This window comes from Micromonospora sp. LOL_024 (genome assembly GCF_048060415.1).
Taxonomy (GTDB): Bacteria; Actinomycetota; Actinomycetes; order Mycobacteriales; family Micromonosporaceae; genus Micromonospora.
On record NZ_JBHMIS010000007.1, the window covers coordinates 140,659 to 161,663 of the forward strand.

Annotated in this window: 22 protein-coding genes; 19 read left to right on the forward strand and 3 right to left on the reverse strand. The window is 72.1% G+C overall.

Features of this window, described 5'->3' with window-relative positions; all coding sequences use genetic code 11:
• Positions 1 to 2 precede the first annotated feature (2 nt).
• The 15 genes from ACFHWY_RS11175 (at position 3) to ACFHWY_RS11245 (ending at position 14,532) form a co-directional block, all read left to right on the forward strand.
• Positions 3 to 1,244, forward strand: coding sequence for a CaiB/BaiF CoA transferase family protein (locus tag ACFHWY_RS11175; protein ID WP_416580071.1), 1,242 nt, complete (start codon positions 3 to 5; stop codon positions 1,242 to 1,244).
• Positions 1,245 to 1,351: 107 nt separating this feature from the next.
• Complete coding sequence (gene fabG / locus ACFHWY_RS11180) at positions 1,352 to 2,092, forward strand: 3-oxoacyl-[acyl-carrier-protein] reductase (protein ID WP_416580072.1); 741 nt, start codon at positions 1,352 to 1,354, stop codon at positions 2,090 to 2,092.
• Positions 2,089 to 3,135 carry a 3-hydroxyacyl-ACP dehydratase FabZ family protein gene (locus ACFHWY_RS11185; protein WP_416580073.1) on the forward strand — a complete coding sequence of 349 codons (1,047 nt, stop codon included), beginning with the start codon at positions 2,089 to 2,091 and terminating at the stop codon, positions 3,133 to 3,135. Before fabG ends, ACFHWY_RS11185 begins: the two co-directional genes overlap by 4 nt.
• 6 nt (positions 3,136 to 3,141) lie before the next feature.
• Positions 3,142 to 3,396 (forward strand): acyl carrier protein, encoded by a 255-nt coding sequence (locus ACFHWY_RS11190; protein WP_092379634.1) that lies wholly within the window; start codon positions 3,142 to 3,144, stop codon positions 3,394 to 3,396.
• Positions 3,397 to 3,399: 3 nt separating this feature from the next.
• Positions 3,400 to 4,605 carry a beta-ketoacyl-[acyl-carrier-protein] synthase family protein gene (locus ACFHWY_RS11195; RefSeq protein WP_416580074.1) on the forward strand — a complete coding sequence of 402 codons (1,206 nt, stop codon included), beginning with the start codon at positions 3,400 to 3,402 and terminating at the stop codon, positions 4,603 to 4,605.
• 82 nt (positions 4,606 to 4,687) lie between these two features.
• Positions 4,688 to 5,839: a beta-ketoacyl synthase N-terminal-like domain-containing protein gene (locus ACFHWY_RS11200; protein WP_416580075.1), complete on the forward strand. Its 1,152-nt coding sequence runs from the start codon at positions 4,688 to 4,690 to the stop codon at positions 5,837 to 5,839.
• Positions 5,817 to 6,935 (forward strand): beta-ketoacyl synthase N-terminal-like domain-containing protein, encoded by a 1,119-nt coding sequence (locus tag ACFHWY_RS11205; protein WP_416580076.1) that lies wholly within the window; start codon positions 5,817 to 5,819, stop codon positions 6,933 to 6,935. The genes ACFHWY_RS11200 and ACFHWY_RS11205 overlap by 23 nt, the downstream gene beginning before the upstream one ends.
• 5 nt (positions 6,936 to 6,940) lie before the next feature.
• On the forward strand, positions 6,941 to 7,861 hold the full coding sequence (locus tag ACFHWY_RS11210; RefSeq protein ID WP_416580141.1) for a beta-ketoacyl synthase N-terminal-like domain-containing protein: 921 nt from the start codon (positions 6,941 to 6,943) through the stop codon (positions 7,859 to 7,861).
• Positions 7,861 to 8,643, forward strand: coding sequence for an alpha/beta fold hydrolase (locus ACFHWY_RS11215; protein ID WP_416580142.1), 783 nt, complete (start codon positions 7,861 to 7,863; stop codon positions 8,641 to 8,643). Before ACFHWY_RS11210 ends, ACFHWY_RS11215 begins: the two co-directional genes overlap by 1 nt.
• A gap of 16 nt (positions 8,644 to 8,659) precedes the next feature.
• A complete protein-coding gene (locus ACFHWY_RS11220; RefSeq protein ID WP_416580077.1) occupies positions 8,660 to 9,598 on the forward strand; it encodes a thioesterase family protein in 939 nt (312 codons plus the stop codon).
• Positions 9,595 to 10,296: a DsbA family protein gene (locus ACFHWY_RS11225; RefSeq protein ID WP_416580078.1), complete on the forward strand. Its 702-nt coding sequence runs from the start codon at positions 9,595 to 9,597 to the stop codon at positions 10,294 to 10,296. Before ACFHWY_RS11220 ends, ACFHWY_RS11225 begins: the two co-directional genes overlap by 4 nt.
• Entirely contained in the window at positions 10,293 to 11,027 is a 735-nt protein-coding gene (locus ACFHWY_RS11230; RefSeq protein WP_416580079.1) for a class II aldolase/adducin family protein, read from the forward strand. The genes ACFHWY_RS11225 and ACFHWY_RS11230 overlap by 4 nt, the downstream gene beginning before the upstream one ends.
• A 15-nt stretch (positions 11,028 to 11,042) precedes the next feature.
• Positions 11,043 to 12,596 (forward strand): AMP-binding protein, encoded by a 1,554-nt coding sequence (locus ACFHWY_RS11235; protein WP_416580080.1) that lies wholly within the window; start codon positions 11,043 to 11,045, stop codon positions 12,594 to 12,596.
• Positions 12,593 to 13,852, forward strand: coding sequence for a cytochrome P450 (locus ACFHWY_RS11240; protein ID WP_416580081.1), 1,260 nt, complete (start codon positions 12,593 to 12,595; stop codon positions 13,850 to 13,852). The genes ACFHWY_RS11235 and ACFHWY_RS11240 overlap by 4 nt, the downstream gene beginning before the upstream one ends.
• Positions 13,853 to 14,019: 167 nt before the next feature.
• Entirely contained in the window at positions 14,020 to 14,532 is a 513-nt protein-coding gene (locus tag ACFHWY_RS11245) for a hypothetical protein (RefSeq protein ID WP_416580082.1), read from the forward strand.
• 77 nt (positions 14,533 to 14,609) lie between these two features.
• Here ACFHWY_RS11245 and ACFHWY_RS11250 read toward each other — a convergent pair whose 3' ends face one another.
• From ACFHWY_RS11250 to ACFHWY_RS11260, 3 genes are all read right to left on the reverse strand, one after another.
• The gene (locus ACFHWY_RS11250) at positions 14,610 to 15,233 is read right to left on the reverse strand and encodes an STAS domain-containing protein (protein ID WP_416580083.1); all 624 of its coding nucleotides are present in this window, start codon (positions 15,231 to 15,233) and stop codon (positions 14,610 to 14,612) included.
• Positions 15,234 to 15,319: 86 nt separating this feature from the next.
• Positions 15,320 to 15,589, reverse strand: coding sequence for a GlsB/YeaQ/YmgE family stress response membrane protein (locus ACFHWY_RS11255; protein WP_416580084.1), 270 nt, complete (start codon positions 15,587 to 15,589; stop codon positions 15,320 to 15,322).
• A gap of 29 nt (positions 15,590 to 15,618) precedes the next feature.
• Positions 15,619 to 16,080 (reverse strand): STAS domain-containing protein, encoded by a 462-nt coding sequence (locus tag ACFHWY_RS11260; protein WP_416580085.1) that lies wholly within the window; start codon positions 16,078 to 16,080, stop codon positions 15,619 to 15,621.
• 161 nt (positions 16,081 to 16,241) lie between these two features.
• On the opposite strand from ACFHWY_RS11260, the gene ACFHWY_RS11265 reads away from it, so the two are divergent.
• The 4 genes from ACFHWY_RS11265 to htpG all read left to right on the forward strand — a co-directional run bounded on the left by ACFHWY_RS11265 (position 16,242) and on the right by htpG (position 20,942).
• Positions 16,242 to 16,931 carry a response regulator transcription factor gene (locus ACFHWY_RS11265; RefSeq protein ID WP_416580086.1) on the forward strand — a complete coding sequence of 230 codons (690 nt, stop codon included), beginning with the start codon at positions 16,242 to 16,244 and terminating at the stop codon, positions 16,929 to 16,931.
• Positions 16,928 to 18,283, forward strand: coding sequence for an ATP-binding protein (locus ACFHWY_RS11270; RefSeq protein WP_416580087.1), 1,356 nt, complete (start codon positions 16,928 to 16,930; stop codon positions 18,281 to 18,283). Before ACFHWY_RS11265 ends, ACFHWY_RS11270 begins: the two co-directional genes overlap by 4 nt.
• On the forward strand, positions 18,280 to 18,870 hold the full coding sequence (locus ACFHWY_RS11275) for a GerMN domain-containing protein (RefSeq protein ID WP_416580088.1): 591 nt from the start codon (positions 18,280 to 18,282) through the stop codon (positions 18,868 to 18,870). The genes ACFHWY_RS11270 and ACFHWY_RS11275 overlap by 4 nt, the downstream gene beginning before the upstream one ends.
• A 155-nt stretch (positions 18,871 to 19,025) precedes the next feature.
• The gene (gene htpG, locus ACFHWY_RS11280) at positions 19,026 to 20,942 is read left to right on the forward strand and encodes a molecular chaperone HtpG (protein WP_416580089.1); all 1,917 of its coding nucleotides are present in this window, start codon (positions 19,026 to 19,028) and stop codon (positions 20,940 to 20,942) included.
• The last annotated feature ends 63 nt before the right edge of the window (positions 20,943 to 21,005 follow it).

Consider the following 21,005-nt stretch of genomic DNA (forward strand, 5'->3'; position numbering starts at 1 on the left):
TGATGGATGATCACACGTCGTACCGCGACGCCGGGGACTTCTACCGCGAGGCCCGCGACGACCTTGCCGGGCCTCTGGACGGCGTCCGGGTGCTGGACGTGACGAAGGTCTGGTCCGGCCCGCTGACCAGCGCGATCCTCGCGGATCTCGGTGCCGACGTTGTCCGGGTGGAGCTGCCGCACGGTCGCGACGGCGAGGTGCCGCCCCGGATACCCGGCACCGGCCTGTCCTGGTTCCGGCAGACCGTCAACCGGAACAAGCGCAGCGTCGGGCTGGACCTGCGCGAGCCGTCGGGCCGGGAGGAGTTCCTGCGGCTCGTCGCCGCCGCCGACGTGGTGGTGGAGAACTATCGGCCCGGCACTCTGGAGGGCTGGGGAGTGGGCTGGGCGCAGTGCCGGGCGGTCCGGCCCGACCTGGTGTACGTCTCCATCTCCGGCTGGGGCCAGTACGGCGACCGGCGGGCCGAGGCGGCGTACGACCCGATCGTGCAGGCGGCCAGTGGGTGGATGTCACTCAACGGCGACCCCGACGGGGGCCCGGTGCGGGCTCCGACGTTCCTGGCCGACGAGCTGGCCGGTCTGCACGGCGCGATCGGCGCACTGGCCGCCCTCTGGCACCGCCGGCACTCCGGCGAGGGACAGCACGTCGACGTGGCGATGTTCGACGCGATGCTTGCCGGCAGCGCCGGGCTGCACACCCTCGCCGCGGCGGGCCGGCCGCCCGGGCGGTGGGGAAACCAGACCGATTTCGTGGTACCCGCCAACGTCTACGACTGTGTCGGCGGGCAGGTCTACCTCGCCGTCGCGCTGGATCGACACTGGCGGGAGCTGGCCGGCGCGATGGGCCGACCGGACCTGGCCCGGGCACCGGGGTTCGCCCGGGCGGCCGACCGGCTGGCCAACCGGGCCGAGGTGGACGCCGAGGTGGCGCGGTGGTGTGCCGGTGTACCCGCCGACGTCGTCGTCGCCGAGCTGGTCGGTCGAGGGTTGACCGTCTCCCGGGTCCGCACGGTTGCCGAGGTGGTGGCCGATCCGTACCTGGCGCAACGGGCGATGCTGCAACCCACTGTGCTCAGCGACGGCAGTACCGCGCCGATCGTCGGGCCGGCGGCGAAGTTCTCGCGTACGCCCACCCGGGTCCGCTTCGGCGCACCGGCACCCGGCCAGCACACGGCGCAGGTGCTCTCCGAGATCGCCCCGGCGTCCGTCGGAACACCGAAGAAAACATACGACACCACTTGCTGACCGCGTCGCCGATAAGCCAGTATGTTGGCGCGGAGAAGATACAACACACCCGTCAGTGTTGTGTTGTGTTACATCCAGTCGGCAGGCGTCCGACAGGGGAGGTTGGCTTGACCACTCAGCTCCGAGCACTGGTGACCGGCGTCTCGCGGGGTATCGGCCGGGCGACCGCGCTCCGCCTCGCCCAGCAGGGCTATGCCGTCGCCGGCTGCTACAGCAGCGCCAGCGAGGCGGCGGACAAGACCCGGGCGGAGGTGGCAGCCCTCGGGGTGCCGGTCTACCTCGCGCCCTGTGACGTCACCGACCTGGCGGCGGTGGAACGGTTCGTCGGTGCCGCCGAGGACAAGCTCGGCCCGATCGACTGCCTGATCAACAACGCCGGCATCACCCGCGACAGTCCGCTGGTGCTGGCCACCGAGACTGACTGGCAGGCGGTGCTGTCCACCAACCTCACCGGCACCTGGAACTTCTGCCGCACGGTGACCTTCCGGTTCATGAAGCGCCGTGCCGGAGTGGTGGTCAACATGTCTTCGGTGGCCGGCGTCTACGGCAACACCGGCCAGACCGCGTACTCGGCCAGCAAGGCCGGGATCATCGGGTTGAGCCGGTCGCTGGCCAAGGAGGTCGCTCGCTACGGCATCCGGGTCAACGTGGTCGCGCCGGGCTTCATCGAGACCGACATGACCGACGCACTCTCCGGCAAGCTGCGCGAGCAGGCCCTCGGACAGATCCCGCTGGGTCGTTTCGGCCGCCCCGAGGACGTCGCCGACCTGGTCGAGTTCCTCTGCTCGACACGCGCCGGCTACGTCACCGGCCAGGTCTTCCAGGTCGACGGGGGGATCACGCTGTGAACGCGCCGGGCACGGTCACCAGCCAGCCCTGCCCGCCCGGGGCCGCCCCGCTGGCCGCGGTGGACGACCTGCAGGTCGGCGTTGTCGGCGACCGCGTCGAGGTGATCGCCGGGGTGCCGATCCGCCGTGACGATCCGAACCTGTGCGGCCACTTTCCCGGCTTCCCGGTGTTCCCGGGCGTCTTCATCGTCGAGGCGCTGGTCCAGGCGGTCGACATCGCCCTGCGCAACCCGGGTCGGCCCCGGCTGCGGTTGTGCTCGGTGGACTCCGTGCGCTTCCTCGCGCCGCTACTGCCGCCGGACCGGCTGACCCTCGACATCGTCGCGACCGGGGAGGGGCCCGACCGGTGGACGGTGACGGCCTCGGGTCGTCGCGACGACAGCACGGTGACCGTCACGCTCCGCGCCCGGTTCGACGGTGGCGACGCCGCCGAGCCGGCGGCGTCCGGCAGCGCGACGCCGCCCGGTACCGCCGGGGAAGGGCTCGCGCACCACCAGATCCGAGCGCTGCTGCCGCAGCGCTATCCGCTGCTGCTCGTCGACCGGGTGTTGACGATGACACCGGGCAGCCGCATCGAGGCGGTCAAGACGGTCACCGCGACCGAACCCTGTTACCGGGACCTGGCTGACGACGCGCCGCCCGGCGACTACGCCTACCCGGCGTCGCTGCTGGTGGAGTCGCTCGGGCAGACCGCCGCCCTACTCTGGCTCGCCGAGGCCGAGCGTCCGGTCGGCGACGATCACGTGCTGATGTTCGTCGGGGCCCGGGACTTCGTCTTCGACGGCGCCGCCTACCCGGGTGACGTGCTGCGGCACACCGTCCACCTGGAACGGGTGATCGCCGACACCGCCTTCGCCACCGGCGAGACGTACGTCGGCGACCGCCGGATCGCCCGGGTCGGCACGCTGATGGCCGCCCGGCGTCCGCGTACCGCGCTCACGGTCGAGACCACCACCTCGAGTACCGCCGGTGTCCCTACCGTCCGGGGTCCGTCCCGGTCCGGTGCGGCCCCGGCTTCGTCAAACCTCCGCTGGAAAGGCTGACCTGTCATGACGCAGACCGACCCCCGCATGGCCGAACTCCGCGAGATCGTGGCGGAAGTGCTGGAGCTGGAGCCGGAGGAGCTCACCGAGACCGGCGACTTCGCCGAGGACTACCAGGCCGACTCGCTCCGGGCGATCGAGATCCTCGCGCGCCTCGACAAGAAGTTCAAGATCGAGATTCCGCAGTCGGAGCTACCCCAGCTCAACAACCTCAAGGCGGTCTACGACGCCGTCGTGCGTCACTCTGCCGGCCAGGCCTGAGCCGTGAACCGGGTCGTGGTGACCGGGCTCGGCCCGGTGTCCAGCATCGGGATCGGCGTGTCCGCGTTCACCGACGGCCTGCGGGAAGGCCGCTCCGGCATCTCCCCGATCCGCAGCTTCGACGCCAGCGGATTTCCCCACCGCAACGCCGGGGAGGTGCCCGACTTCCGCCCCGAGGCCCTGCTGCGCCGGATCGACTCGGCGCGGTGGGGCCGCTCCGGCCAGTTCGCGGCGGCGGCGGCCCGGCTGGCCCTGGCCGACTCCGGGCTCGACCCGGCGACGGTGGCCGTCGACCGGGCCGGCGTCGTGGTCGGGACCACCAGCGGCGAGTCGGTGGTGGTCGAGGCGGTCACGGCCCAGCAGGTCGAGTCCGGCTTCGGCGGGATGGACCCTGATCTGCTCAGGCAGGTGCCGGCCGGCCGGCTCGCCCACGCGGTGAGCACCGAGCTGGAGCTGACCGGGGAGTCACTGACCCTGGCCACCGCCTGCTCGGCCAGCAACTACGCGATCGGCTACGCCTACGACATGCTCACCACCGGTGAGGCGGACGTGATGTTCGCCGGCGGCGCCGACTCGGTCTGCCGGTGGGCCCACGCGGGCTTCTTCCGGTTGGGGGCGCTCACCGCCGACGCCTGCTCACCCTTTGACCGGGACCGTTCCGGCATCCTCACCGGCGAGGGTGGCGCGATCCTGATGCTGGAGACCCTGGAGCACGCCCGCAACCGGGGCGCGCGCATCTACGCCGAGGTGCTCGGCTACGGCGTCAACTGTGATGCCAACCACCCGGTCGCACCGGACCGCGCCAGCATCGCCGCCTGCATGCGGACGGCGCACCGCAACGCCGCCGTCAAGCCGGAGGACGTGGACTACGTCTGCGCCCACGGGACAGGAACGCCGGCCAACGACTCGGTGGAGGCGCAGGCCATCTTCGACGTGTTCGGCGACCGGGTGCCACCGGTCAGCTCGATCAAGTCGATGATCGGGCACACCATGGGCGCGGCCAGCGGCTTCGGCGCGATCGCCGGGACGCTCGCCATCGCGCACGGTTTCCTGCCGCCCACCATCAACTGGGCCAATCCGGATCCGGCGCTGGCGGGGCTGGATCCGGTGCCGAACACCGCCCGGGAGGCCAGCGTGCGGGTGGTGCAGAACAACGGATTCGCGTTTGGCGGCAACAACGCCATCGTCCTGATCGGAGCGGTCGAGTGAACCCTGTCCCACCTGGGCCGTGTGGTGTTCGTGCGCCGGCCGGCGACCACCGGCCCGGCGGAGTGCTCCGGGAGGTGCGGCAGTGACCGGCGTCGTGATCACCGGGTGGAGCACGGTCAGCCCGGCCGGGGTGGGTCGTGCCGCCCTGGCCGACCGCCTGGCCGCCGCCGCAGCCACGGTTCCCGCCGGTGCGCCGGCCGGTGCCGGCTGGCCGTCGGAGCCGTCGCCCGCCGCCCCGGTCGATGTGACGGCGCTCACCGACGAACCACTGCCCACCGCGTCCGGGCACGCCCTGGTCGACTTCGACGTCCGGGCGCACCTGGGCCGCAAGGGCACCAGCTTCTACGACCGGGCGACGGCGCTGGCCGTGGTGGCCTGCGGGGACGCGCTGCGCGACGCGGCGGTGCAGGTGGACGACGGCAACCGGTCCCGGCTCGGCGTGGTGCTGGGCACCTCGCTGGGCAGCTTCCGCTCCACCAGTGACTACACCCGGGAAACCCTGGTCCAGGACAAGCCGTACCTGGTCAATCCGGTGCTGTTCCCGAACACCGTGATGAACTGCGCGGCCGGCCAGGCAGCCATCCGGCACGGCCTACGCGGGGTCAACGCCACGGTGGCGACCGGCCCGCTGGCCTTCCTCGACGCGCTGCGCTACGGCACCAACGCCATCGCCCGAGGCTACGTCGACGCGATGCTGGTCGGTGCGGTCGAGGAGTTCAGTCCGCACCGGGCCTGGACCACCTGGCTGACCGGGCAGTCCGTGCCGACCGGCGAGGCCGCCGCGGTGTTCCTGCTCGCCCGGGCCGACCAGCCCCGGTGGGTCGGCCCGCGCCGCGAGGCCGAGGTGCTCGCCCTGGCCACCGCGTACGGGCCCGGTGGCGGCCCGGCGGCCGACCGGGCGCTGACCGGCTGCGTGCGGCGGGCCGTACGCCGTGCGGGCATCGACCCGGCGGACGTCGCCTGCGTGTACACCGGCGAGGCGGGACCGGAGGAGACCGACGAGTTCGCCTCCGCCTGCGCGGCACTCGGGCACGTCCCGGCCCGGATGCGGGTCAGCCGGCTGTTCGGGCGCTGCGACGCGGCCACCGGAGGGCTCGCGCTGGCCAGCTTCCTCGCCGCACCGCCGGACGATGCCGACGGGCGACTGGCGCTGCTGACCGCGCGCAGCCCGGACGGCGGCACCGCCGCCGCCATCGTCAGGGGGTGGCCGGATGCCGGCGCGGCTGACCGCTAGCGAGCTGCGTACCTGCCTCGGCGACGGGCCGCAGACCTTCGCGGCGCTGCTGGCCGGACGCAGCGGGATCGGCGCGTTACGGCACGGCGAGCCGGCCGCCCTCAACGTGACCAACGGCTACCACGTCGATGACGGCGCGGCGCGGGACTTCGCGGCCAGCCGCTGGGTCGCCGACTGCGCCCGCCGGGCGATCGCCACCGCCGGCCTCGACCCCCGGCGGCGACGGATGGTGGCGCTCGTCGGCACCGGCCTACGGGAACTGGCGGCGGTGGAGGCGTACGCCACGGGCGGCCCGGTGGTCCCGGCACACCGCCTGCACTTCGGTGACGCGGTACGCACGGCCGTGCCGGGCCTTCGCGAGGTCGTCACGGTCAGCAACGCGTGCAGTGCGGGTGGGCACGCGCTGGCCCTCGCCGAGGATCTGCTCACCCTCGGCGACGCCGACGCTGTGCTGGTCTGCGGCGTCGACGCGACCACCGAGTCGATGCTGGCGATGATCGGCCGGGTCGCCGACAGCCCGACCGACGCGGTGCGCCCGTTCGACGCCGACCGGCAGGGTGTGCTGCTCGGCGACGGCGCCGCCGCGGTCGTGCTGGTCCCCGACGACGACACCGCCCGGCCAGCCCTGGCCCGGGTCGTCGCCACCGGTCTGTCCTGCGACGCCCACCACGAGACCGCACCGTCGGTGTCGGGCATTGCCCGAGCGATGCGCGACGCGCTGGCTCGTGGCGGCCGGAACCCGACCGAGGTGGACCTGGTCGTGGCGCACGGCACCGGCACCGCGCTCAACGACCCGGCGGAGTGCGAGGCGATCCGGCAGGTACTCGTGGCCGGTGGCGCGGACCCGCTGGTGACCGCGGTGAAGGGCGCGACCGGGCACACCTCCGGCGCGGCAGCGCTGGTGAACCTCGACGTGGCCCAGCGTTGCCTGGCCGCCGGCCGGGTGCCGCCGGTGGTGGGGCTGCGCCGTCCGCTGCCGGAGGGGGCGGGGCTGCGCTTCGCCACCGCGACCACCGGGTACGCGCCGCGGCTGGTCCAGTGCGACGCCTTCGGCTTCGGTGGCGTCAACGCGGTCACCCTGGTGGAGGCGCCGTGACCACCATGGCCGCCCGGCGACCCGGGCCCGACGTCACCGCGACGGTACGGGTGTCCGGCTGGAGTCTGCACCTGCCCGAGGCGGACCCGCTCGCCGCCGAACTGGCCGACTGGGCGCAGGTGCCGTTCGACCGGCTGGCCGGGGCGCTGGCCGGTGCGGTGCCCGCCGAGCGCGCCCACGAGGTGCTGGGCCGCAAGGGACTGCTGTACAAGGAGCCGGCCACCCGGCTGGCGCTCTGCGCGGCGCACCGCGCCCTCGGTCTGCCGCCCGGCCGTACCCGGCCGACGGGCGTGGAGCCGGCGACCGCGGTGGTCGTCGCCAGCAATCTCGGTAACGTGGCCACCGTCGCCGATCTGGCCCGTACGGTCCGCGCCGAGGGTGGCCGTGCGGTCAGCCCGCTCGCCGCGCCGAACGCCTCCAGCAACGTGGTGTCCAGCACGGTCGCCCTGTGGTTCGGGTTCGGCGCGGCAAACCTGATGCTCTGTTCGGGTGCCACCGCCGGGCTCGATGCCGTCCGCGCGGCCACCCTCCTGCTGCGCGCCGGCCGGGCCGCGCGGGTGTTGGTGGTGGGCGCCGAACCGGCCGACGAGACGGCCACCGTACTGCACCAGGCAGGCCGCGCTTCTTCCATGCTGCGCGCCGGCGCAGCCTGCCTGGTGCTCACCAGCGACGTCGCGACCGCGGCGGCTGGTCCGGTCCTGGTGCCCCACGGCGGGCACCAGGCGTCGCGCCGGCTGGGCCCGGGCGGTTTCGACCCGGCCGCGCGCTGGGGCGACTGCTATGGCGCCGCCGGGGTGGTCAACCTGGCGCTGGCCGCGGCGCTTCTGGACGCCGGCATGGCCGGGCCGATCGCCGTGACCTGCGGCGACGACACCGACGGCCGGCGCGAGGCGTTCCTCGACGGCGGGCGAGGAGCGGACCGGTGATCACCGCGCCGGTGCTGCACGAACTGGCTGCCGGAACGTCCGGCGGTGACCTGGTGGTGCTCGCCCACGGGCTGGAGGACTCCTGGGAGTCGTGGCGACCGCTCGCCCGGGCCTTCGATCCCCGCTGGCGGGTGCTGGCGTTGGATCTGCCGTGGCGGGCCGGCAACGACTACCGGTGGCGGCGCCAGGGCAGCGTGGCGCAGTGGCTGGCCGCCGGGCTGGCGTGCCTGCCCCGGCCGCCGGACACGATCGTCGCGCACTCCTTCGGGGCCAACGCGACCCTGGAGCTGATGTCCGACGGCCGGCGACCGGCCAGCGCCACGGTGCTGCTCTGCCCTTTGTACTGCCCGCCGGAGCAGCCGATCACCTGGCAGGTCTTTGACCGGGCGCGGCGCACCTTCGACCGGCACATCCACGACGGGCTGCGGCTGCGGATCGGCGAACGGCTGCGCAAGCTGGACGTCGGCGTGCTGGACTCGATGATTGCCAAGGCCATCGACCGGATCGGTCCGGCCGGCTTCCTCACCGTCTTCGACCAGTTCGTGAGCAGCGGCGGACTCGCGCTGGGCGCGGTGGACGTCCCGACGCTGATCTTGGCCGGCGGCGCCGACCCGACGCTCTCGCCGGCCGCCGCCGCGACGCTGGGCCGGGACATGCCCCGGGCGACCCTGCTGGTGAACGAGCACTACGACCACTTCTGCCATGTACGCCACGCCGCCGAGGTGGCGGAGCAGGCCGCCCGGTTCGTCGGTGCGGCGAGCCGGGTGACGGTACGTCCCTGACGACAGGAGCTGACAGATGACCAGTGCACCCACCGCCCCGCTGACCGTCCTGGTCGGGCGCCCCCGGTACGAGGGGGCCAACATTCGTACCTGGATCGGTTTTAAGCACTTCGTCTACCTGGTGGAGGAGGCGGTGCTGCAGTGGCTGCGCGATCGGGGCCCCGGCGCCCGGGACCTCTTCCACGAGAACGGCCTCGGTGTGGAGGTCGTCGACTGCTCGGTGCAGCTGCCGGCGGTGCTGGAGGTCGACGACGAGGTGCGGGTGGAGGTGACCGGGGAGTCCGGTGGCCGGCTGGCGGTGCTGATGACGGTGCACCGGGACGGCCGGGACCAGGTGGTGCTGCGGGGACGGGTGCGCGTGGCGCTGGTGACCGAGCCAGCCGCGACGACGTCGGCGCCCGCGCCCGCGCACCTCGCCGAGCTGGTGGTGCCGACGGTCGGTGCGGCGGGGGTCGTCGCCAAGCCCGACCACCGGCCGATCGGCGCCGGCGAGACGGTCGCCGACGTGCTGGCTCCGGTCGGGTCGAACGCGTTCCTCTGGACCTGGCGGGCGCCGTACTTCTACTGCCACTTCTCCGACCGGGTGCAGCACTCCGGCTACGTGCGGGCGCTGGAGGAGGTGGTGGACCGGTTCCTGGCCGAGCGGGGCATCTCGGTGGGCCGGCTGGTTCGCGAGCGGTCCTGGATCCCGGTGGTCTCCCGGGCCCGGGTACGGCTGGTCGAGGCGGCCCTGATGGAGGAGGAGGTGCACACCGTGCTGACCGTCACCGGGATCCTGCGAGGCGTCATGTTCGACGCCCGGATGGACTGCTACGTGCGCCGCGGCGACCGGTTGGTGCACACCGCGACCGCGAACATCCTGCACGGGTACGCGATCAGCGCCGGCCCGCACGCCGGTGAGCTGGCCGAGTTCGACGACGAGGTGCTGCGTGCGCTGTCGGGGGGTGTGGCGTGAAGCGCCGTCCCCGGCTGTACTTCTCGTTCCGCAGCCCGTACAGCTGGCTGACCCTGCACCGGCTGCGTCGCGAGGTGCCCGACATCTTCGACCAGATCGACTGCTATCCGTACTGGGATCCGGACGCGAAGACCAACGCCGGTCTGGCGGAGCGCGGAGCGGAGCTGCACTACACGCAGATGAGCCGGGCCAAGCACTTCTACATCCTGCAGGACACCAAGCGCCTGGCGGGGCAGGCGGGACTGGCGATGGCCTGGCCGATCGACGTGGACCCGTGGTGGGACCTGCCGCACCTGGCCTGGCTGCGGGCCCGACGCGAGGGACGGGCGGTGCCGTTCTACGACGCGCTGGTCGCCGCCCGCTGGGAGCGTGGAGAGGACATCTGCACCCCGGAGGTGGTCGCCCGGGCCGCCGTGGTGGCCGGGGTCGACCCCGACGCCGCCCGAACCGCCCCTGAGGACGCGGAGATCCGCGCGGAGGGGATCGACTGCCTGGCCGCCGCGTACGACGACGACGTGTTCGGCATCCCGTACCTGCGCTTGGGCCGCCACCGGTTCTGGGGGCTGGACCGGGTCGATCACTTCCTGGCCGCCTGGCGGCCCGACGCCGATGCCCAGACGGACCCGACGGTCGCGGTGCCCGCCGCGGTGCTGGCGGGCCCCGCCTTCGACACCGACACCGCGGGAGGTTGCGGATGACCGGGCGTACCCCGGCCGAGGAGCGCCTGCGGCGGCAGCGGCAACTGGCCGCGACCTGCCGGCTCTTCGCCCGTTACGGGTTCGACGAGGGGGCCGGTGGGCATGTGACCGCCCGTGACCCGCTGGAACCGGACCGGTTCTGGATCAACCCGTTCGGCATGCACTTCGGTCACGTGCGGGTCAGCGACCTGCTGCTGGTCGACGAGGCAGGCGAGGTGCTGGAGGGATCCGGGCGGATAAACCCGGCCGGGTACGTCATCCACTCGCACGTGCACGCCGCGCGGCCAGAGGTGGTGGCCGCCGCGCACACCCACTCCACCTACGGACGGGCGTGGTCGGCGCTGGGCCGTCCGCTGGACCCGATCAGCCAGGACGCCTGCGCGTTCTACGACGACCACACCGTCTTCGACGACTACACCGGAGTGGTGCTCGCCGACGAGGAGGGCAAGCGGATCGCCGACGCCCTCGGCGAGACCAAGGCGGTGGTGCTGCGCAACCACGGGCTGCTCACCGTCGGTGGCTCGGTGGCGGAGGCGGCATGGTGGTTCATCGCCATGGACCGCAGCTGCCAGGTGCAGCTGCTCGCCGAGGCGGCCGGGCGGCCCGTACTGATCGGCGCGGCCGAGGCCGCCGAGACCCGGCGCACGATCGGCACACCGGCGATCGCCCGGCTGAACTTCCGTCCGCTCTACGCCGACATCGTGCGGGCGCAGCCGGATCTGCTGGACTAGTCGAAGGGGACACCGATGGCCGTACTGCTGAGGGACCTGGCCGGGGCCGCCGGCGTGCCGGCGCTGGATGATCTGACCGGCACGCTGGACTGGCCGGGTCTCGACGCGCGGGTCAACCGGTGGATCCGGCTGCTGCGCGCGCAGGGACTGCGGGTCGGCGACACGATGGCGGTGGTCTGCGGCAACCGTCGGGAGAGCATCGAGGCGTTGCTCGCCGCCATCCACACCGGAGTGACGGTGGTGCCGGTCAACTGGCACCTGACCGCCCCAGAGATCGCGTACCTGCTGACGGACTCGGCGAGCCGGCTGGTACTGACCGAACCGGCGTACGCGGCCGTGGTCGCCGAGGCGGTGCGGTCCGCCGGCGTGCCGGTCCGTCAACTGGTGACGGGGGAGCAGGATCTCGCCGACGCCGAAGCGGTCGAACCGCTGCTCGCCGTTGTCGCCCACGACGAGCCCGACGAGCAGGTCTGCGGCTCCACCATGCTCTACACCTCCGGCACCACCGGTGCGCCCAAAGGGGTACGCAACGGGCTGTTCCGCACCGGGGCGCCGTTCGGCCGGGTGGAGCGGCTGCTGGCGTACGCCGGGCACGCTCTGGCGGTGCCGGCGCGCGGCGCGGTGCTGCTGGTCGGCCCGTGGTACCACTCCGCGCAGTTGTTCTTCGCGCTGCTGCCGTTGCTGCGTGGCAGCCGGCTGGTGCTGCACGAGCGGTTCGAGCCGCAGGCGTTCCTTTCCGCGGTGACCGAGCATCGGATAACCGCCTGCCATCTGGTGCCCACCCAGTTCGTCCGGCTGCTGCGGCTGGACGCCGCCGTCCGGGCGGGGGCCGACATGAGCAGCCTGCGGGTGGTGTGGCACGGCGGTGGGCCCTGCCCGGTCGAGGTGAAGCGACGGATGATCGAGTGGTGGGGGCCGGTGGTGGTCGAGTACTACGCGGCCACCGAGGCGGGGGTGGTCACCCTCATCGGGGCCGACGAGTGGCTGCGTCGGCCGGGCAGCGTCGGCCGGGCCGTGCCGCCCAACGAGGTCGTCATCCTGGATCCGGAGGGCGCCGCGTTGCCACCCGGTCAGCCCGGCCGTGTCTTCGTACGCCGCTCCGGGCAGACGTTCGAATACCACAACGCCCCGGAGCAGACCCGCGACGCCCACCTGCGTCCCGGCGTGTTCACCTACGGCGAGACCGGCTTCCTGGACGAGGCCGGCTACCTCTTTCTGACCGGCCGGGCCCGCGAACTGATCATCTCGGGTGGGGTGAACATCTACCCGGCCGAGGTGCAGGCGGCCCTGCTGTCCCATCCGGCGGTGCGGGACGCGGCGGTGACCGGAGAACCGGACGACGAGTTCGGCGAGCGGGTGGTCGCCGTCGTCGAACTGGATCGCCACCGGCTCGATCCGGTCGATGCCCCGCAGGCGCTGGACGGCTTCTGCCGGCGGTCGCTGGCCGGATTCAAGGTGCCCCGGCGGTGGCGGTTCGTCGACGAGCTGCCCCGCGACGGCACCGGCAAGCTCCGCCACGACGTGCTGCGCGAGCTGCTGCGCCCGCAGGCCGCCGGGGAGCGCTCGTGAAACCGGTCACGCAGCGCCCGGACGTGGCGCATCCACAGACGTACGGCGTCGAAGTGCCGCACGCCGAGTTCGCCCGGATGCGGCGGGAGGAGCCGGTGTCCTGGGTGCCGGAGCCGGCGCTACTGCGGCGCTCCGGCGGCGGCCGGATGCTCAGCCAGGGCTCCGGATTCTGGGCGGTGACCAGCCATGACGGTGTGGTCGCCGCGTCCCGGCAGCCGGAGCGGTTCTCCTCCGGCCGCAAGGGGGCGTTCCTGTCCGACCCGCGCACCACGGCGGACCTGGAACAGGCCCGGCAACTGCTGGTGAACATGGACGCGCCCCAGCACTCCCGGATCCGGCGGCTGGTCACCGCCGTGTTCACCCCACGGGCGATCCGGGCGTTGCAGGACAGCGTCGCCGCCCACGCGCACCAGCTGGTGGGGCGGGCGGTACGCCTCCAGGAATGCGACGTGGTCGCCGACCTGGCGGCCGAACTGCCCTTGCTGGTCCTGGCGGACCTGCTCGGCCTGCCCCGCGAGGACCGGCACCTGCTGCACCGTTGGAGCAACAACCTCGTCGGCTTCGACGATCCCGAGTACGGCGGCGGCGACGTGGAGGCCTACCGCCGGACGTTCTTCGAGGCGTTCCAGTACGCGCTGGAGGTCGCCGCGGAACGCCGCCGATCGCCGCGCGAGGACCTTATGACGTTGCTGGCGACGAGCGAGGTTGACGGTCGTCGGCTCTCCGACCGCGAGTTCTGTAGCTTCTGGTTGTTGCTGGTGGTCGCCGGCAACGAGACGACCCGACACCTCATCTCCGGCGCCGTCCTGGCGCTGCTGTCGGAGCCGGAGCAGCGGGATCGGTTGTCGCGTGAAGGGACGCTGCTGCCCGAGGCGACGGAGGAGCTGCTGCGTTGGGTGACTCCGATCATGCAGTTCCGGCGTACCGCCACCCAGGACACCGAGCTGTGCGGCCAGTCGATCGCCGAGGGGGACAAGGTGGTGCTGTGGTACGTGTCGGCGAACCGGGACGCGCGTGTCTTCGACGACCCCGACACGTTGCGGCTGGACCGGAATCCCAATCCGCACCTGTCCTTCGGTATGGGGCCGCACTTCTGTCTCGGCGCCCATCTGGCCCGGCTGGAGGCGCAGACCATGCTGCGGGAGCTGGCACCGCACCTGTCGCGATTCGAGGTGACCGGCCCGGTCGTCCGGCTGGAGAGCAACTTCGTCAACGGGCTGAAGTCGCTGCCCGGACGTTTCACCTCGCCCCGTTAATGACGCTTCATCCGACAGTAACGTGTGTGTCGGCTACGGTCGGCGAGTTCGACACGTGTGCGTTGCGGTCTGTAAGGAATCAGTTCAATCCGCTAATCTGGTTAAGATGTTCAACCACCACACTGCCGGGGTGTGTGCTGTGATGTGACGAACAGCGGAGGGTAGCGATGGGTGACTACACAATCACCATCAGAGCCGAGAAGGCCGAGACAGAAACCGTCATCTGCGTCGACATGGACGGTTCCACGCCGCGGGTCGTGGAGCTTGTGATGCGGGCCGGCAGTGGTATCTCGGCACCGACCCTTCCCGCGTTCGATTTGAATCTCCTGCTGCGCGCGCTGTTCTCGGACCGCGAGGCACTGGAGACCCCGTCGGCGGCCGAGAGCGCCCTCGGATCGTCCACGGAGGAGTTACCTACCGAGCAGCGAAGCGCGGCCACCGGCAAGCGGTCCGTGCGAACCGGTGTCAACCGCACCGCGGCCGGCGCGGCGCGGCGTCGTACCGAGGCGTCGGTGCCGAAGGGCCGCGTCTACCGGCGCATGCCCGACGACGTGGTTGACGTCTTCAACCGCACCGGCACTGTCACCGCCGTCGCCGAACACTACGGTGTGCCCCGGCACACCGCGCAGGGTTGGATCGGTCGGCTGCGTCGTCGGGGCGGCTTCTCCGCCGCCTCCTGAACGCCGCAACGCCGCCGGTGCCCGGCACCGACCACCGTCAGGATGGTCACTTGTCGTATCTGACGCGGGGGTGAGGGTCAGACCTTCACCCTGCCGGCGGTGCGGCGCTTGGCCGGCAGGGTTGGCGTCGCCGTCGGCGGTGTCGCGGGCGGGCTCGGCTGGGCCTCGGTTCGCAGGTACGCCATGGCGGTGTCGAGGCTGTCGAAGATGGGGAACACCCCGTCGAGTTTCATGGTGTGCAGCACGGTGCGGACGAACCGCGACGGCGCGGCCAGGAACAGTTGGCCGCCGCGATCCCGGACATCCCGATGGGCCCGGACGAGCAGGCCCAGCCCGGCGGAGTCGATGACCTGCACTTCGAGTAGGTTGACCACGACCGTGCCATCCACGTCGACCGCGGTGCGCAACGCGGTGCGTACCGTGTCCTCGGTGCCCGGTTCGACGTCGCCGCCGGTCGCGATGACCGGAACCTCCTCGATGCGCGGCCGGTCGGTCCCCTGCGCTGTCGTACCGGCGGGCATGGCGCTGCACCGCGGGCAGCGGTGCGGGCCGGTGGCGAACGGCGAGCCGCTCCAACCATGGTCGGAGACCAGCGTCCAGACAACCTCGGCGTCGGGCAGCACACAGGCGGTGCCGGTGGTGGTCTCGCCGCAGACGTCGCAGATCAGGGTCATCAGGTTGTCGTCCGGTACGACGGTCATCCTGCTTCCTCTCCGGTGCCGCGGCGGGTGTGGCCGGGACAGGGGCTCTGGGCTCCGGCCGAGTGGCGCCGTCGCCGTACGAACGGTTAGCGGGAGTCGGAGCGTTCCCGGCCGGCGGTGGCGACCACGATCACCACGCCGGTCGCGGCGAGACTGGCCTGGACGACCAGGCTGAGCAGGCTGAATCCCTTAACGCCGGCGAGCCAGGCGGTGATGGCGCCGAGCAGCGCGGCGACGCCACCGATGGTCATGGTGAGCCACAGCGGCACAGCCGGGCGGCCGGGGAGGACGAGTCGGCCGAGCCAACCGACGGCAAGGCCGACGGCGAGGGCCGTGGCGATCCCGGCGATGGTCATGCTGCTCCTCGTCCTCGCGGTTCGATGTTTCAGGTGTGCACGGTGACGGTCGCGCGGCCGTACGCGGTGGCGCGTGGCGCGGCATCCGGCAGGGAGGTGCCGCCGGCTGGGGCGGCCTCCGCGCCGGCGGCGATCACGGTGGCCGCCGGTGAGTCGGCGGCCACCACCGACGCCGGCCCGGCGTCGGTGCGTACCGGCAGGATCTGGTCGAGCCGAGCGGTCTGCAGAATGCGGATGATGCGCGGGTTCGGGTTGCGTACCGCGAGCACCCCACCGGCGCGGATCATCCGACGGTGCACGTCGAGCAGTAGCCCGATGGCGGCGGCGTCGATGTGCCGGCAGCCGGCCAGGTCGATCACGATCTGGTCCGGGTGCAGGGCCAGTAGCTGGTCGAAGACCGCGCCGGTCTCCGGCAGGCAGGTCAGGTCGAACTCGGTGATTGATACCTCCACGAACGGCACCGAACACTCGGGGCGGCGCGGTGCGCTCACGTCGAGGCCCCCTCTCCTGGTGTCCTGGGTGTCCTGAGGTCGTTCTCACCCTGCCCAGCGGGGTTGGCGGGCACCGCGCGGACGTATGACAGTTGCATGACAAAACCTCCTCAAGTCGAGGGCGGTTGGCCGCCTGGTGACGGCTTGGGGATGATGCCGGTATGACAGCGGTACTGGTGATCGAGGACGACGACCGGATTCGGTTGGCGTTGCTGCTCGCCCTGGAGGACGAGGGCTACGACGCGCGGGGGGCGGCGACCGCCGAGGAGGGGCTGCGCTCGCAGCGCCGGGAACCGGCCGACTACGTCCTGGTCGACCTGATGTTGCCCGGTATCGACGGCTTCGAGGGCATCCGCCAGCTGCGCCGCGACGACGACGTGCCGATCGTGGTAGTCAGCGCGCGCGACGACACCCATGACATCGTCGCCGCCCTGGAGGCAGGGGCGGACGACTACGTGATCAAGCCGGTGGCGATCAAGGAGCTGACGGCCCGGCTGCGGGCGCTGCGCCGGCGCGGCCGGGCCGTCAGCTCGGCGGACACCACGGAGGCGGTGCCGGTCTTCGCCTTCGGTGAACTGGAGGTCAGCCCGGAGGCCGGGGAGGTACGCCGCTCGGGCGAACCGGTCGCCGTCACCCGCACCGAGTTCCGGCTGCTCTGCGAGCTGGTCGAGCACGCCGGCCGGGTGCTCTCGCGCCAGCAGCTGCTCAGCCGGGTATGGGGGTACGACACCGGCGACGAACGGCTGGTCGACGTGCATGTCGGCCGGCTGCGCCAGAAGATCGAGGCCGATCCGGCCAATCCCCGGCATCTGGTGACACTGCGCGGCCTCGGCTACAAACTGCAGAGATGAGACGCCTCGGACTGCGCGCCCGGGTCACCGCCGCGTTCGCGGTAGGTGCGCTGCTGCTGTCGGCGTCGATGGCCCTGGTGTCCTACGAGCTGACCCGCCGCACCCTGCTCGACGAGCGGGAGCGCACGGTGCTGCGGGCGGCGTACTACGACGCCGCAGTGGTCCGGGCCGGTTTGAACATCGAGGACCCGGACGTCGTCGAGGCGCTGCGGGCGCTGGACACCGGCACCGGCCGGCGTCCCCTGATCCTTCTCGACGGCGACTGGTACGCCCGTGGTGCCGACTCCGGACTCACCACCGCCATCCCGACCCGGATGCAGGACCTGGTCTCGGCCGGGGAGCCGGCGGTACAGCGCGTCCGCGTCAACGACCACCCGGTCATGCTGGTCGGCGTGCCACTGTCGGAGTCGGCCGGTTTCTACGAGGTGGCCTCGCTGCGGGAACTGGAGCAGACCTTCCAGATCCTGGCGCTGGCGCTCACCGCGGTCGCGATCATGGTGGCCGGCTCGGGGGCGGCCCTCGGCTGGTATGCCACCCGACATGGACTGCGTCCGCTGACCGCCGTCGCCGACGCCGCCGAGCGGATCTCCGCCGGCGACTTCACCACCCGGCTCGCGCCGGACACCGACCCGGACCTGACCCGCCTCTCCACCTCATTCAACCGGATGGTCGACCAGTTGGCCCAGCGTATCGACCGGGATCGGCGCTTCGCCGCCGACGTCAGCCACGAGCTGCGCTCACCGTTGCAGACACTCGCCGCGGCGGCGAGTGTGCTGGCCCGCCGCCGGGAGAACCAGGACCAGCGGACCGCGACCGCGGCCCGGCTGGTGGCCGACGAGATCGACCGCTTTCAGCAGCTGGTCAACGACCTGCTGGACCTGGCCCGCAGCGACCAGCCGGTGCACCGGCAGCCGGTCGAACTGGCGCAACTCGCCCGGCAGGCGTGCCGCGACCGGGGCCTGCCGGACTCGATGGTGCAGCTGGCACCGGACACGCCGGCGACCTGGCGGGTGGATCAGCGTCGGGTCGCGCAGGTGTTGACGAACCTGCTCGACAACGCCGAACGGTATGGCGCCGGGCCGGTCGCGGTGCGGCTCTCCCACGACGGTGACACCGGCGTGCTCGAGGTGGACGACGAGGGCCCCGGCGTGCCGACGGAGGACCGCAAGACCATCTTCGACCGCTTCGTGCGGGGCCGGGCGGCCAACTACCGGGGCGGCGGCGACGGCACCGGCCTCGGGCTCGCGCTGGTGGCTCAGCACGCCGCCGCGCATGGCGGTGACGCCTCGGTCAGCGACCGCCCCGAGGGCGGAGCCCGATTCAGGATCACCCTGCCCGGGAGCCTCTCGTGACCCGCACCGCCGGCACGGCCCGCGTCGCGCGTGCCGTCGGGATCGTCGCCGCGCTCACCCTGGTGGCGGCGTGCGGGGTGCCTGCCGAGAATCTGCCACGCGCCGTCACCGCGCCGCCCGGCCCCTTTCCGTCCGCGGCCACCGCCGCACCGACGGCGGCCGAGACCGGCGCGGCGTCCGAGGTGCTCTACTTCTCCCGCGACGACCGCCTGGTGCCGGTGATTCGTCGGATCGACCAGGCGCCCGCCCTCGACGCCCAGCTACGGGACCTGCTCGCCGGGCCGACGCCCGCCGAGCGCGACGACGGCCTGACCAGCGCCCTGCCGGGGGCGTTCAGCAGCGCCGTGGTCGAGCTCGCGGATGGTCTGGCCCGGGTCACCGTCGCCATGGCCGCGGTGGACACCGGCCGCAGCGACGGGCTGCTGGCGTACGGGCAGATCGTGTGCACGCTCAACGCCCGCACCGACGTCACGGCGGTGCTGTTCCTGGAGCGCGGCGCACCACTGAGCGTCCCCCGGGCAGACGGGTCGCTGTCGTCGGAGCCGCTCACCTCGGCCGACTACGCCGTCCTGATCAATCCGCGCTGAGAGCGGATCACGGTCAGGTGACGGTCGCGTGACAAGGCGGCCGGCACCGCTCGTGAGGCGGGCCGGCGCATTGCTGGACCACCCGGTGCGCGCGTACCGCGACGGCTCGTATCCTTTCGGCGAACCGTTGTGTCGATGACCGGAAAGGACACGGTGTGAACGACCGGGCCGAGACGTTGGAGTTCCAGGCCGAGGCGCGTCAGCTGCTTCGGCTGATGGTCCATTCGATCTACTCGAACAAGGACGTCTTCCTTCGCGAGCTGATTTCGAACGCCTCGGACGCGCTGGACAAGCTGCGCCTGGCATCGCTTGTCGACAAGGGGCTCGACGTCGACGCCAGCGATCTGCACGTCGCCATCGAGGTGGACCGGGACGCGCGCACCCTGACCGTGCGGGACAACGGCATCGGGATGACCCGCGACGAGGTCGTGGCAGTCATCGGCACCATCGCCAAGTCGGGCACCGCCGAGCTGCTGCGTCAGCTGCGTGAGGCCAAGGACGCCGGCGCGTCGCAGGAGCTGATTGGCCAGTTCGGTGTCGGCTTCTACGCCACGTTCATGGTCGCCGACTCAGTCGAGCTGGTGACGCGGCGGGCCGGCGAGAGCGGCGGTACCCGGTGGGAGTCCACCGGCGAGGGCACGTACACCGTCGCCGCGCTCGACGACGTGCCGCAGGGCACGGCGGTGACCCTGCGCCTCAAGCCCGCCGACGCCGAGGACAACCTGCACGACTACACCGCCGAGTGGACGATCCGCGAGATCGTCAAGCGCTACTCCGATTTCATCGCCCACCCGATCCGGATGACCGTCGAGCGGCCCGGCGCGGACGACGCCCCCGCCACCACCGAGACGGTGACGCTCAACTCGATGAAGGCGCTGTGGGCACGCCCGCGCGGTGAGGTCGAGCCGGCCGAGTACCACGAGTTCTACAAGCATGTCAGCCACGACTGGGCGGACCCCCTCGAAACGATCCACATGCGGGGCGAGGGGACCTTCGAGTACGAGGCGCTGTTGTTCATACCCACGCACGCGCCGCTGGATCTCTTCTCCCACCAGGGGCGTCGGGGGGTGCAGCTCTACGTCAAGCGGGTCTTCATCATGGACGACTGCGACGCCCTGATGCCCAACTACCTGCGCTTCGTCAAGGGCGTGGTGGACGCCCACGACCTGTCGCTGAACATCTCCCGGGAGATCCTGCAACAGGACCGGCAGATCCGGGCCGTACGCCGCCGCCTGGTCAAGAAGGTCCTTGCCACGGTGAAGGACCTCAAGACCGACCACCCGGAGCGGTACCGCACTTTCTGGAGCGAGTTCGGCGCCGCGGTCAAGGAGGGGCTGATCGAGGACACCGACAACCAGGACGTCCTGCTGGAGATCCTGTCCGTGGCCTCCACCCAAGACCCGGCCGAACTGACCGACCTGGCCGGTTACGTCGGCCGGATGCGCGAGGGCCAGAGTGACATCTACTACGCCACCGGCGAGAACCGCGCCACGATCGAGAACTCGCCGCACATGGAGGCGTTCCGGGCCAAGGGCTACGAGGTGCTGCTGCTCACCGATCCGGTGGACGAGGTGTGGGTGGAACGGGTCGGCAGCTACGACGGTCGGACGCTGCGGTCGGTGGCCAAGGGGCAGGTCGACCTGGACACCGAGCAGGAGCGCACCGAGGCCGAGGCCGAGCGGGAACAGCGGCGCACCGAGTACGCCGACCTGCTCGGCTGGCTGGGCGGGGTGCTGGCCGACTCGGTCAAGGAGGTGCGCCTGTCGTCGCGGTTGACCACCTCGCCGGCCTGCGTGGTGGGCGACGCGCACGACCTCACTCCGACGCTGGAGAAGATGTACCGGGCGATGGGGCAGGAGGTGCCGAAGGTGAAGCGGATCCTGGAGCTCAACCCGACCCACCCGCTCGTCACCGGTCTGCGTAAGGCACACGAGCAGGGTGCCGCCGACACGTCCCTGGCGGAGACCGCCGAGCTGCTGTACGGCACCGCGCTGCTCGCCGAGGGTGGTGATCTGGCCGACCCGTCCCGGTTCGCCCGGATCCTCGCCGACCGCCTCGCCCGCACCCTGTAGTCGATCCCATGGTCACGCCCGATCCGGGATCGAGTGGTCTCGTCGCGATCCTGAGGCCACCGA